This window comes from Brevibacterium sp. S22, assembly GCF_004745485.1.
Lineage (GTDB): Bacteria > Actinomycetota > Actinomycetes > Actinomycetales > Brevibacteriaceae > Brevibacterium.
In genome coordinates this window covers 268,813-281,547 of sequence record NZ_RHFG01000002.1, presented here as the reverse complement: position 1 = coordinate 281,547, position 12,735 = coordinate 268,813, and the positions used below count along the sequence as shown (strand labels likewise).

The window sequence follows — 12,735 nt, the reverse complement described above, 5'->3', positions numbered from 1 at the left end:
TGGATTCCGATTCCGAGCTGGGCCACATCGTCCAGCGCTTGCGGCTGGCAGTCTATTCCATGCGTCTGCGCTTATCCTTCAGAGACCGTTCAGCCCTTGATCGCCCGCTGACCGATGCTCAGGTCGAGCGGGAAATCGACGGGAGCATCCCCGAAGAGCAGTCGCCCCGCCGAGGCGGCCGCCGCCCTGATCGCCTCCGCCGCATCCTCGGCCTGCTGCGCCGGGGCATGGACGATGACCTCGTCATGGAGGAAGAACACGAGGTGAGCACGGCGCGAGAACACCGGCCCCGAGGCGGCCGCCGATTGATCATCGTCGATCGCGGGCAACCGGGCCAGGCGCAGCCGCAGATCGGCCAGCCACGCCAGTGCCCATTCGGCCGCGGTGCCCTGGACGACGAAGTTGCGGGTGAAGCGTCCCTGATCACCGGCCGCCCGCCTGGCCCGCTGCTCATCGGCACCTGTGGCATCGAAGCGATTCGCCGCCTTCTGCAGTCTCTGCCAACCCTCACCCGGGGGCGGGGACGTCCGACCCAACCAGGTGGAGACGACCCCTCCCTGTCGACCTTCCTCGGCGGCGGAATCGACGAGATTCATCGCGGCGGGGAAGTTCTGGCGCAGACGCGGCACCAGGGCACCGGCCTCACCGGTCGTCGAGCCGTACATGGCGCCGAGCACGGCGATCTTCGCCTCCTGCCGGGTGGCGACGACACCGGCGTCGACGAGTCCGGAGTAGAGGTCCCGGCCCAGACCGGCCGCGGCCATCGCTCGGTCCCCGGACATGGCGGCGAGCGCCCGGGGTTCGAGCTGGGCGACGTCGGCGGAGACGAGCCGCCAGCCCTCATCGGCACGCAGCGCCGGACGCAGCTGCCGCGGGATCTGCAGGGCCCCTCCCCCGCTGGCCGCCCACCTGCCGGTGACGACCCCGCCGGGCACGTACACGGGGCGGTATCTGCCGTCGTCGACCCACTCATCGAGCCAATGCCAGCCGTTGGCGCTCAGCAGCCGGGCCATCTTCTTGTACTCGAGCAGCGGTGCGATCGCCGAATGGTCGCTGCCGCCCAGCTCCCACTTCGAGGTCGAGGCGACATTGATCCCTGCATTGCGCAGGGAGGACAGCAGCCGGTTCGGGGAGTCGAGGTTCGCCCGCGGATCCTCGAGGGCCTCGCGCACCTCTTCGGCCTTGGACAGCATCCTCTCAGGCTTCCCGTCACGGATCGGGCGGGGCCCAAGCAGTTCGGTCAGTATCCGATCGTGTTCGGCTTCGTCCCAGGGCACACCGGCCGCACGCATCTCCGCGGCGACGAGACCTCCCGCCGATTCCGCTGCCAGCAGCAGCCGCAGCCGTCCCGGATCGCTCGCAGTCTCAGTGGCCGCAGTCTGCCGCACATTTTCGGCCAGGGCAGCCTCGAGGTCGTGAGGGACCTGCGGGATGTGACCGCGCCCGGAGTCGACCTCGAAGAGGGCGGCTGCCTGCTCGGGTGCGGCGGCATCCGACGGGCCCGCGTCCCAGTCCGCGGCGGAACGGAGTTGGCCCGGGTCGGTGACGAGTTCGGAGCGCGCGAGGATCGCATGGGTCAGGCGCAGGTCGTGGCAGCGCTCTAAGCTCACTCCCGCGGCCAGAAGCTGCGGATACCACTTCGGGGTGTCGCTGAAGATCCACCTCGGCGGGGGTGCTGCCTGCGTACGGGGCCCACTGCTGCCGCCCTCCCGGTCGCGGACGAAATCGGGCAGGGCCACCTCGGCGAGGTCGATCCGATCGATCTGCACACCCGAGCGATCGAGCGCGACCACGCCCACCTGCCCGCCGTCGCCGCGCGGACCGGGAACGGTCCCGAGCACGTAGGCGGCGGGCGGCACATCGGTCATATCCCCACTGTACTGGGCGGCACTGACCCGGATTCTCGGCACCAGCGCCGGCGTCCGCTCGCCGCTTGAGGTGATGCCCGCTCCACCCCTGGACCGGAGTCTCTTCCTCGAGTGTGATCCTGGTAACGTCGGAGCCGAACGCAGGCGCCGGTTCCAGCTCGAAAGGCCAGATACGCAACATGGACGTTGTCTCCTCACTCACCTCCGCTCTGCCGGGTGCGGCGGTCATCACCGATCCCGACTCGATGGACGCCTACCGCTGGGACCGCGCGAACGACCCCGACGCCGGGGTGCCGGCCGCAGTCGTCCGAGCCACCTCCACCGAGGAGGTGCAGACAGTGGTCCGCATCGCCGCCGAGGCGAAGGTCCCGATCGTCCCCCGTGGGGCCGGTTCCGGGCTGTCCGGAGGCAGCTCGGCGATCGACGGCGGAATCGTGCTCTCACTCGACCGGATGCGCGAGATCACCATCGACCCCGTCACCCGCATGGCCGTCGTCCAGCCGGGCGCCTTCAACGCCGAGGTCAAGGCCGCCGCAGCCGAACACGGTCTGTGGTACCCGCCGGACCCTTCGTCCTTCGAGTTCTGCTCCATCGGCGGCAACATCGCCACCAACGCCGGCGGCCTGTGCTGCGTGAAATACGGTGTGACCACGGACTACGTTCTCGGCATGACCGTCGTGCTCGCCGACGGCCGGGCCGTGAAACTCGGCGGACCGAGGCTCAAGGACGTCGCCGGCCTGCCCCTGACGAAGCTGTTCGTCGGCTCGGAGGGGACGCTGGGAGTGATCACCGAGGTGACGCTGCGACTCATCCCCGCGCAGCTGCCCCCGACGACCGTCGTCGCGATGTTCGGCAAGCTCGCCGACGCCACGCAGGCCGTGCTCGACATCGCGAAGGCCATGCGCCCCTCGATGCTCGAGTTCATGGACAAACCCTCGATCAACGCCGTCGAGGACGAGCTGAAGATGGGCCTCGACCGGGAGGCCGAGGGCATGCTCGTCATCCAGTCCGACGAACCCGGGGAACACTGCGCGGCGCAGGCGGCGATCATCGAGGAGATCTGCAATGCCAACGCAGCCTCCGAGTGCTATCTGACCACCGACCCCGAGGAGGGTGAAGCCTTCGTCACGGCCCGACGGATCGCGATCCCCGCCGTGGAGAAGAAGGGCGCCCTGCTCCTCGAGGACGTCGGGGTACCGCTGCCGAAGCTCGGCGATCTGGTGCTCGGCATCGAGAAGATCGCAGCTGAGCGCGACGTGACGATCGCCGTCATCGCCCACGCCGGCGACGGCAACACCCACCCGCTGCTCGTCCTCGACCCGAAGGATGAGGAGCAGCAGAAGCGCGCACAGATCGCCTACGGCGAGGTCATGGATCTGGCGACCGGTCTCGGCGGGACGATCACCGGAGAGCACGGGGTCGGCCGACTCAAGGCACCGTGGCTGGCCCCCTATCTCGGCGATGACGTCATGGAGCTCAACCACCGGATCAAACAGGCGCTCGACCCGGACAACATCTTCAACCCGGGATCGGTCTACACCGGACTCGTGTGAGGTTCGCCCGGACGATCACTGCGGCGGCCCCGTCCGCCCCTGCGCAGCAGCGGGGCGATGATGAGGACGGGAATGATCACGGCCATCGGGATGAGCAGGACGGTACGCAGGCCCCAATGCTCGCCGACGAGTCCGAGGGAGGGTGGGCCGACGAGGAAGGCGAGGTAGCCGATCGTCGAGACAGTGGCCACCCGGACCGCCGGATTCGGACCCGAATCTCCGGCCTCGGACAGCGCCACGGGGAAGCCCAGCGACGTCCCGAGTCCCCACAGCAGCACGGCGATCGCCGCGACGATCTGCGAGTCGACAAGCGAGACGAGGCCGATGCCGAGCAGCCCGAACGCCGCGCTGACAGCGAGCACGGACGGTCGGCCGAATCGGGCGACGATCGGACCGCCGACGAAGCGACCGAGCGTCATCGCGGCTGCGAAGATCGCGTAGACGCTCGAGCCGAGCGCGGCTTCGAAGCCGTGTCCGTCGACCATGACCAGCGGCAGCCAGTCGTTCGCCGTGCCTTCGGCCAGTGCCATTCCGAGGACGATGACACCGATGGCGATCAGACGGGGGTCGCGCCACACCGGGATGCGGGGTGAGTCGGCGACAGTCGAGTCCGAGGCGGGCGACTCCGACAAGGACGACTCTGACTCGATCGATTCCGACGTGAACTGTGGGGCCGCCTCGGCGGGGATGGTCTCTCGCGACCGCGGAACTCGGCCCGTTCCCGCGGGGACGTGGCGCATGGCGGGGACGAACACGATCACGCCGAGGAGGCCGACCGCCAGCAGATGGACGAGCACGGAGAAGTCGGCGGCGGTGGCGAGGATCCCGAGCACCGCGCCGATGACCGTGCCGAGGCTGAAGAAGCCGTGGAGGAGCGGCAGGAACGGTCGGCTGAGGTGCTTCTCGAGTTCGGCGCCCTCGACGTTCATCGCGACCTCACCCGTGCCCATCCCGAGTCCGAAGACGACGAGGCCCGCGGCCACGACGAATGGCTGGGCCACGGCGGCGCCGAGGCCGACGATCGGCATGCTCGCGATGATCCCGACCGTGCCGGAGAGAATGACCGGCCGCGCTCCCCACCGGCTGACGAGCGGACCGGACCCGAGGATGCCGATCATCGACCCGATGGACAGGCCGAAGAGGACGAGGCCCATCTCGGCAGTCGAGGCTCCGAGGGCATCGCGGATCGACGGCGTCCTGGTCACCCACGAGGAGATCGTGATGCCGGGGAGGAAGAAGAGAGCGAGGAGCGCGAGGCGGCGCGCGCCGAGCGACGTCGACGCGGCATCTTCAAGGTCTTCTGACCTGCGCATCGAATCATCTCCTTCACGGGCGGATTAGTACGTTCGTACACACTGCGAGGCCGTGTACAAATGTACACTCTGTGGTGTCGAGAGGCCAGAGCACAGACGCGAGAGATCGGCCACGAACAGTCGGCGACGAGAACTCACCCACGAACACATGACCACGAGGAAAGGAGACTCCGATGAGCGCACGCAGCGGGATCCCCAACGATCCCGACCGTCGCCAACGGATCATCTCCGCCGCCCTCGAGCTCATCCTCGACGACGGCACGGCGAAGGTCTCCCATCGGGCGATCGCCGCCCGCGCCGGCGTGCCCCTGGGCTCGATGACCTATCACTTCGGCGGCATCGACGAGGTCGTCACCGAGGCGTTCACCCTGCTCGTCGGCCGACTCTCCGCGCGGTATCGGGAGGGGCTGGCGGCTGCGACCACCCTTGCTGAGGCGCGCGAGGCCGTCGTCGAGATCATCTGCGGGGACACCTTCGCCTCCCCGCGGGAGATGGCCGGGATCTTCGAGCTCTACTCCTACGGCCGGAACTCACCGGACTCGGCGAAGCTGGCCGCCTCGTGGATGGGCATCAGCGAGGACACTCTCACCGAGCACTTCTCGCTCGATGCCGCCCGCGCCGTCGACGCGCTCATCGAGGGCTGGACCATCCACTGCCACCTCGACGGCCATCCGCCCGAGCGCGAACTCGTCCGCACGGCCGTCACGGCGCTCACCCACATCGACACAGAGAATTCCACCCCACGCAGCGATCATCGGGGCTGACCGACAACCTCCGGGAACGACTTCGGGAATAATCTGTGCCACGGTGTCGAATCGACGAGGATTCGATCGTCTTCCCTGTGAGCGACCGAAATCCGGTCGCCGCACACAGAACGGAGCGAACCATGCGCTGCTCACTGCTCTTCCACGCCCCTGAACCCGGTGCCGACGGCCCGACCCCGACCGATGAGGAGATTCAGGAGATGATGCGCCTCATGGACGACTTCGGTCAGGCCCTGACCTCGGCCGGAGTGTTCGTCGCCTGGGAGATGCTCACCCCCTCCCAGACCGCGACGACCGTGACCCGGAAGACCGGGCAGGTCGTCATCGAGGACGGACCCTTCGCCGCCGCCAAGGAGGCCCTGGCCGGGGTCGTCGTCATCGACGTTCCCGACACCGAGGCGGCCATTGCCTGGGCCGAGAAGTTCCCCGGCACGAGCTACGGCACGATCGAGGTCCGGCCCGCGGCGACCTCCTTCGTCGACGGCGCTTGGACCCGCCCGTGACAGTCAGAGCCCCGAACGAAGCGATCATCCCGGCGGGACCATTCCTTCTGATCACTGGGCGCGAATGACCGACCCTGCCGATCGGGCGATGATCCTGTCCCGGGACGGCTGGGGCCGGATCATCGCCCTCATCGCGGCCGCCGACGGTGACATCTCCGGCGCCGAGGATGCGCTGTCCACCGCGCTCGAACGCGCCGTCACCGCGTGGCGGGCTGAGGGTCCGCCCGACAATCCGGAGGGCTGGCTCTACCGGGTTGCGCTCAATGCCCGCCGAGACGTGTGGAAGTCCGCGGCGGCACGGACGACAACCGCGCTCGACGACGTTCTCGACCACCTCGGCTCCGATCCCGCCGACCACGTCCCCGATGCCCTGCCCGACCGTCGCCTCGAGCTCCTTGCCGTGTGCGCACATCCCGACATCGATCCGCCCGCACGGGCGCTGCTCATGCTCTCGGCGGTGATGGGGATGACCGGGAAGCAGATCGCCGCCGCGATGGCCCTGCCGGCCGCCACCGTCTCTGCGCGTCTGACCAGGGCGAAGAAGCGGGTGGCTGCGCTCGGCGTGGGCTTCGGCCATCCCGATCGACTCGACCTCGAGTCCCGCCTGCCGGATGTGCAGGAAGCCATCTACGGGGCCTTTGCGATCGAATGGGCGCATGCGGCTCCCACCCCACGCGCCGGGATGGTCGGCGAGGCCGTCTACCTCGCCGGACTGCTCGCATGCCTGTGCCCCGGTGACGGCGAATCGCACGGCCTGGCTGCCCTCATCCACCTCTCGGCCGCACGCTTCCCCGCTCGCCGAGGCGCAGCCGGAGAATTCGTGCCCCTGACCGACCAGGATCCCGCGCTGTGGGACCCGACGCTGACCGAATCCGGCGAACATCACCTGCAGGAGGTCTACCGCTGCGGACACGTCGGACGCTTCGGTCTCGAAGCTGCGATTCAGCTCCTCCATTTGGCCGGGGTCAGGACCGGGACGACGGACTGGCCGATGCTGCTGCGCCTCCACGACGATCTCGAGTCTCTCGCCCCGAGCCTCGGCGGCTCGGTCTCCCGGGCGGCCGTCCTCGCCGAGGTCGAGGGCCCCGAGGCCGGACTTGCCTCCCTTGATGCGCTGAGCCCGGGCACCGACAGCGGGGACGCCAAGCGCGTCAGCGCCTTCCAGCCCGCCTGGGTGCTCCGGGCGCATCTGCTCGACCGACTCGGGCGGACTGGAGACGCCGCCGAGGCGTACCGGCGTGCGATCGAACTGACGACCGACCCTGCCGAACGCCGGTTCCTCGAGCAGAGGCCCCACTGACTCGAGCCCAGACTCCACTGAGGCGAGCGCCTGCCCGGGAGCCGTCCCGCGACTGCCATTGCCGAATCGCTGCGCTTAGCCTACCCTTAGTTACTGGCATCAACTTTGATGCTCACACTGGCAGGAGGACCCATGCGCATCGGCGGCAGACCGCGGCAGATCGAACTGACCGACATCATCGCCGCCGGACGCGACATCGGCCTGCGCGATCTCAGCCTCGGTGCCGTCGCGTCCCGCCTCGGCGTGAGCTCCACGGCCCTGTACCGCCATGTCGAGAACCGGTGGGGGCTCGAGCGCGCCGTCGGTGAGAGTCTGCTCGCCGAACTCGACCTCCCCGATGACCCCGATCACGACGTCCCCACCCAGCTGCTGGCCTTCGGCGTCGCCCTCTACGACTTCGTCGTCGGCCACCCCGGACTCGTCACCTACGTCCAGACCCTGTTCCCCCGCGGAGAAGGCGGGCGCGCACTCCTGTCGGCAGAGACCGCCGCTCTGGAGAGACGCGGCTATTCGACCGACTCCGCGATCGTGCTCGCCAGCGCCGTCGCCACTCAGGCGATCGGCCACGCCGCCGCCGAGGACGCCCAACGCGCCCGGTCGGCCGGCTGGGATGCCCAGCGCGAGGAGGCGATCGACGGCATGCGCGCCGACGGGCGCCTGTGGGAGGCCCACCACCGTCTCCCGCAGCTCGAGACGTCCCACTACTCCCGCCTCATGCTCGCCGTCACCGTCCGCAGCATCGTCGACATCCTCCCGCCCGGCAGGGACGTCGCCGAGGTGGTCACCGAGCTCGACTCGGCCGTCCAAGCCGCGACCGCGCCCACCCAAGCCGCGACCGCTCCCCACCCGGCACCCCCAGCCCACACAACACAGGACCACTGATGGCCAAACGCGGTTTCAACGGCGCGATCATGTCCGCCTTCGGTCTGCGCGACCACGAGGCGGAGGTCATCGACGTCGAACACCTGGCGCCGAACTTCGTCCGTGTGCGCATGACCTCCCCGACGGTCTTCACCGACGCCGAGGTCGGACCCACCGCGTGGCTGCGCTTCTGGTTCCCCGACCCCGACGACCCCGACTTCGAACACCAGCGCGGCTACACGATCACCGAGGCGGACCCGGAAGCCGGCACCTTCGCCGTCGACTTCGTCCTCCACGAGCCCGCGGGTCCCGCCTCGGCGTGGGCGGAGTCGGTGACGCCCGGCACCCGGGTCGAGGTCGCCTCCATGGGCTCGACCGTATTCACCCTGCCCGATGAGCTGCCCGCCGGGTACCTCCTCATCGGCGACTCCGCGTCGATCCCGGCGATCAACTCCATCCTCGAGGCGACCCCCGCCGACCTCCCCGTCGAGGTCTACCTCGAAGAGCACGAACCCTCCGACCGCCTCATTCCCCTCTCCCGGCATCCCCGGATGAACCTCCACTGGGTCCCCCGCCGAGGCGATTCCTCCCTGGCTGCGGCCATCGAGTCCCGCGACTGGTCGGATTGGCGGGTCTGGACCGCCCTCGAATCCGGATCGCTCAAGGCCATCCGAGCCCGCCTCAAGGACGACTTCGGCTTCCCGAAGTCCGAGATCACCGCTCGCGCGTACTGGTACGAAGGCCGCGCCTTCGGAAAGATGCGCGGAGAGAAGAAGGACGACACCCCCGCCGAGGCGGCCGCTGAGTCGACATCGGGTGCGGAGCCCAGCCCCGCCTCGGCGAACGCGAGCCCCACCTCGCCGAATGCAGAAACCCCCGCGGCACCCAAGGGGTCGTGGCGGGCGAACGCGGGCGGGCGGCTCATCGCCCCGCTCAAGGCCACCCTGTGGATCGCGGGGATCCTCCAGGCGATCGTCACCCTCGTCGAGCTCGCCCCCTATGTCCTCCTCGTCGAACTCTCCCGGCAGCTGCTCACCGGCGCCGACTCGGCGACGCTGTGGGCGACGGGGATCTGGGCGGTCGTGCTCATGGGCTCCGGGGTCGTGCTCTCGGCGGCGCTCCTGTTCTGGCTCCACTTCGTCGACGCTCGGTTCGAACGCGACCTGCGCCGGCGTCTGCTCACGACGATGGCCAGGCTGCCGCTCGGCTGGTTCGTCGATCGCGGGTCCGGCCGGATCAAGCAGCTCGTCCAGGACGACACCCTGGCCCTGCACTACCTCGTCACGCATGCGGTATCCGATGCCGTGCAGGCCGTGGTCGCCCCGGTCGCGGTCCTCATCTACCTCTTCGTCGTCGATTGGCGGATCGCGCTCGCGCTCCTCGTTCCCGTGCTCGTCTACATCGTGACGATGTACATCATGATCATCCAGTCCGGGACGAAGCCGAAGCAGGCACTGACCTGGGCCGAACAGATGAACGTCGAGGCAGGAAGCTACCTCGCCGGTCAGCCCGTCATCCGCGTCTTCGGTGGTGCTTCGGCCTCACGTTTCCGCTCCCGGATCGACGAGTACGTCCGCTTCCTCACCGACTGGCAACGGCCCTTCACCACGTCCAAGACCGTCATGGACCTCGTCAACCGTCCGGCGACCTACCTGCTCATCATCACAGCCCTCGGCACCTGGCTGACCGTGTCCGGATCGATCGACCCGATCGACCTGCTGCCGTTCCTGTTCCTCGGCACCACCTTCGGCGCGCGGCTGCTCGGCATCGGCTACGGACTGTCCGGGCTGAGCACGGGGCTGCTCGCCGCCCGCCGGATCCAGAACACCCTCGACGAGGAGCGGCTGGAGGTGGTGGAGCGACACAGGGCGCAGGTGGACGAGAAGGACACAGCCGCCTCGGCGCGGGATGCCTCCCGGGATTCTCACCCTGCCCCCGGCCTCGTCGAATTCGACGATGTCGGCTTCGCCTACCGCCCGGGTGTGCCCGTCATCGACGGCGTCTCCCTGCGCCTCGAACCCGGGACGGTGACCGCGCTGGTCGGGCCCTCCGGTTCGGGCAAATCCACGCTCGCCGCGCTGCTCGCCCGATTCCACGACGTCACCGAGGGAGCCGTGCGCATCGGCGGCCGCGACATCCGCACGCTGCCCGGCGACGAGCTCTACACGCAGGTCGGCTTCGTCTTCCAGGACATCCAGCTCGTCCAGGGCACGGTGGCCGAGAACATCGCCCTCGCCGTGCCCGACGCCAGCGAGGACGCGGTCATCGATGCGGCCCGTCAGGCGCAGATCCACGATCGGATCCTGCGTCTGCCCGACGGCTATGACACCGTCATCGGCACCGAGGCGGCCCTGTCCGGCGGCGAGCGCCAACGGCTCGCGATCGCTCGGGCCATCCTCGCCGACACCCCGATCCTCGTCCTCGACGAGGCCACGGCATTCGCCGATCCCGAGTCCGAACACCTCGTCCAGCAGGCGCTCGGCAGGCTCGCGACCGGGCGCACGGTCCTCGTCATCGCCCACCGGCTGCACACGATCACCGACGTCGATCGCATCGTCGTCCTCGACCACGGCAGGGTCGCCGAGTCCGGCACCCACGACGACCTCATCGCCGCAGGTGGGCGCTACCGCAGGCTCTGGGACGCGCGCGAAATCACCTCGGCGACCGCCCCGCGCACCCAGGGAGCCACCCGATGATCCGCACATTCCTCGCCCTCATGCCCGCCGACCGGCGCGGCGCCATGGGGCTGCACCTCGCGCTCACTGTCGTAAGCGTCATCCTCCGTGCGCTCGGCACGGTCGTCCTCGTCCCCCTCGTCGCCGCACTCTTCGGCCCGGAACCGGCCGAAGCCTGGCCCTGGCTCGGACTCCTCGCCCTGGCCACGGCCGCCGGGTGGGCGATCGACGCCGTGATCTCGCGCATCGGCATGGATCTCGGCTTCGCCCTCCTCGACTCCGCCCAGCACGGCGTCACCGACCGGCTCTCCCGGATCCGCCTGAGCTGGTTCACGCCCGCGAACACGGCGACAGCCAGGCAGGCGATCGCGGCGACCGGGCCGGACCTCGTCGGCATCGTCGTCTACCTGCTCACCCCGCTGCTCTCGGGCATCCTCCTGCCCATCACGATCGCGATCGCACTCATCCCGATCTCCGGCCCGCTCGCACTCGCCGCGCTCATCGGGGTCCCGATCCTCCTCGCCGCGTTCTTCGGCGGGGCACGGATCGGCCGGCACGCCGACCGTGTCGCGGCGGAGACGAATTCTGCCCTGACCGAACGCGTCGTCGAGTTCGCCCGCACCCAGCAGGCCCTGCGCGCCTCCCGTCGCACGGAGACCGAACGCAGTCTCGTCGGCACCGCCCTGAGCCGCCAGCACGGTGCGGCCATCCGCGTGCTCCTCCTCCAGGTCCCCGGCCAGGTCCTCTTCGGCATCGCCTCCCAGCTCGCGCTCCTCGTCCTCGCCGGCACCACCGCCTACCTCACGGTGACCGGGACGATCTCCGTGCCCGAGGCGATCGCGCTCATCGTCGTCATCATCCGCTGCCTCGAGCCGTTCACCTCGCTCGCTGGCCTGTCCGCCGCGATCGAGTCGACGACCGGGGTGCTGCGCAACATCCGCACCGTCCTCGACGCCCCGACCGTCGGGACCGCGGCCCCCACGGACTCAACCGACCGCGCCCCTGCCCAGATTCAGCCGCATCCCCAAGCCCAGCTCCATGCTCAGGATCTGCCCCGCACTCAAGGTCAGTCCCGTGCGCAGGGGTCGGCCGCCTCGGCGCCGGCAATCACCCTCACCGAGGTGGCCTTCCGTTACGATCCCGACTCCCCCGACGTCGTGGCCGGGCTCGACCTCGAGTTCGCACCGGGAACGACGACGGCGATCGTCGGCCCCTCGGGGTCGGGGAAGTCGACGATCCTCTCCCTCATCGCAGGCCTGCAGGAACCAAGTGCCGGACGCGTGCTCGTCGACGGCGTCGATCTCGCCGTCCTCGACGCGACCGCACGCCACACGCTGACCGGGGTCGTCTTCCAGCACCCGTACCTCTTCGACGGGTCGCTGCGGGCCAATGTGCTCGCCGGACATCCGGAAGCGACCGAGCAGCGCATCGACGACGTGGCGAGGCTTGCCCGCCTCGACGAGCTCCTCGCCCGGATCCCCGGCGGCTGGGACGCCGAAGTCGGCGAGGGCGGCACCGCACTGTCCGGCGGCGAGCGCCAACGTGTCTCGATCGCCCGGGCACTGCTCAAACCCGCGCCGATCCTCCTCGTCGACGAGGCCACGAGCGCGTTGGACACGGAGAATGAGACCGCGATCGTCACGGCACTGACCGATGATCCGACACCACGCACCCGCATCCTCGTCGCGCATCGACTGGGCAGCATCCGCACCGCGGATCGTGTGATCTTCCTCGCCGAGGGCCGGGTCATCGAAGACGGCACGATCGATGAGCTGCGGGCCGCCGACGGCCGCTTCGCGCACTTCTGGCGCGAGCAGGACGCCGCCTCCGGATGGAAGCTGCGCGCCCACCCGAGCGCATAAGACCACAGCAGACGTGGTGAGACGGACGTCACCTCG

9 protein-coding genes are annotated in these 12,735 nt (G+C 69.4%); 7 read left to right on the top strand and 2 right to left on the bottom strand.

Translation table 11 applies throughout. From position 1 onward, the window contains the following. Positions 1–89 precede the first annotated feature (89 nt). Entirely contained in the window at positions 90–1,868 is a 1,779-nt protein-coding gene (locus tag EB835_RS03580; RefSeq protein WP_135808086.1) for a bifunctional 3'-5' exonuclease/DNA polymerase, read from the bottom strand. Positions 1,869–2,047: 179 nt separating this feature from the next. On the opposite strand from EB835_RS03580, the gene EB835_RS03575 reads away from it, so the two are divergent. Beyond that, a complete protein-coding gene (locus EB835_RS03575) occupies positions 2,048–3,421 on the top strand; it encodes an FAD-binding oxidoreductase (RefSeq protein WP_135808085.1) in 1,374 nt (457 codons plus the stop codon). On the opposite strand, the gene EB835_RS03570 is transcribed toward EB835_RS03575, so the two are convergent. Beyond that, on the bottom strand, positions 3,403–4,734 hold the full coding sequence (locus tag EB835_RS03570; RefSeq protein WP_135808084.1) for an MFS transporter: 1,332 nt from the start codon (positions 4,732–4,734) through the stop codon (positions 3,403–3,405). The two genes, EB835_RS03575 and EB835_RS03570, sit on opposite strands and share 19 nt — an antisense overlap. Positions 4,735–4,907: 173 nt before the next feature. Between EB835_RS03570 and EB835_RS03565 the strand changes: the two genes are divergently transcribed. From EB835_RS03565 to EB835_RS03540, 6 genes are all read left to right on the top strand, one after another. Beyond that, complete coding sequence (locus EB835_RS03565) at positions 4,908–5,498, top strand: TetR/AcrR family transcriptional regulator (RefSeq protein ID WP_135808083.1); 591 nt, start codon at positions 4,908–4,910, stop codon at positions 5,496–5,498. 122 nt (positions 5,499–5,620) lie between these two features. Further along, positions 5,621–6,001: a YciI family protein gene (locus tag EB835_RS03560; RefSeq protein ID WP_135808082.1), complete on the top strand. Its 381-nt coding sequence runs from the start codon at positions 5,621–5,623 to the stop codon at positions 5,999–6,001. A 64-nt stretch (positions 6,002–6,065) separates the two neighbouring features. Further along, positions 6,066–7,301: an RNA polymerase sigma factor gene (locus tag EB835_RS03555; protein WP_135808081.1), complete on the top strand. Its 1,236-nt coding sequence runs from the start codon at positions 6,066–6,068 to the stop codon at positions 7,299–7,301. A 108-nt stretch (positions 7,302–7,409) separates the two neighbouring features. Next, positions 7,410–8,183: a TetR/AcrR family transcriptional regulator gene (locus tag EB835_RS03550; RefSeq protein WP_205749858.1), complete on the top strand. Its 774-nt coding sequence runs from the start codon at positions 7,410–7,412 to the stop codon at positions 8,181–8,183. After that, positions 8,183–10,858 carry an ABC transporter ATP-binding protein/permease gene (locus EB835_RS03545; protein WP_168216624.1) on the top strand — a complete coding sequence of 892 codons (2,676 nt, stop codon included), beginning with the start codon at positions 8,183–8,185 and terminating at the stop codon, positions 10,856–10,858. Before EB835_RS03550 ends, EB835_RS03545 begins: the two co-directional genes overlap by 1 nt. Then, the gene (locus tag EB835_RS03540) at positions 10,855–12,699 is read left to right on the top strand and encodes an ABC transporter ATP-binding protein (RefSeq protein WP_135808080.1); all 1,845 of its coding nucleotides are present in this window, start codon (positions 10,855–10,857) and stop codon (positions 12,697–12,699) included. Before EB835_RS03545 ends, EB835_RS03540 begins: the two co-directional genes overlap by 4 nt. Positions 12,700–12,735: the final 36 nt, after the last annotated feature.

Coding starts and splice junctions, on each gene's coding strand:
- EB835_RS03570 (WP_135808084.1), bottom strand. CDS start 4,734: ATGCGCAGGTCAGAAGACCTTGAAGATGCCGCGTCGACGTCGCTCGGC.
- EB835_RS03545 (WP_168216624.1), top strand. CDS start 8,183: ATGGCCAAACGCGGTTTCAACGGCGCGATCATGTCCGCCTTCGGTCTG.
- EB835_RS03540 (WP_135808080.1), top strand. CDS start 10,855: ATGATCCGCACATTCCTCGCCCTCATGCCCGCCGACCGGCGCGGCGCC.
- EB835_RS03565 (WP_135808083.1), top strand. CDS start 4,908: ATGAGCGCACGCAGCGGGATCCCCAACGATCCCGACCGTCGCCAACGG.
- EB835_RS03560 (WP_135808082.1), top strand. CDS start 5,621: ATGCGCTGCTCACTGCTCTTCCACGCCCCTGAACCCGGTGCCGACGGC.
- EB835_RS03550 (WP_205749858.1), top strand. CDS start 7,410: ATGCTCACACTGGCAGGAGGACCCATGCGCATCGGCGGCAGACCGCGG.
- EB835_RS03580 (WP_135808086.1), bottom strand. CDS start 1,868: ATGACCGATGTGCCGCCCGCCGCCTACGTGCTCGGGACCGTTCCCGGT.
- EB835_RS03555 (WP_135808081.1), top strand. CDS start 6,066: ATGACCGACCCTGCCGATCGGGCGATGATCCTGTCCCGGGACGGCTGG.
- EB835_RS03575 (WP_135808085.1), top strand. CDS start 2,048: ATGGACGTTGTCTCCTCACTCACCTCCGCTCTGCCGGGTGCGGCGGTC.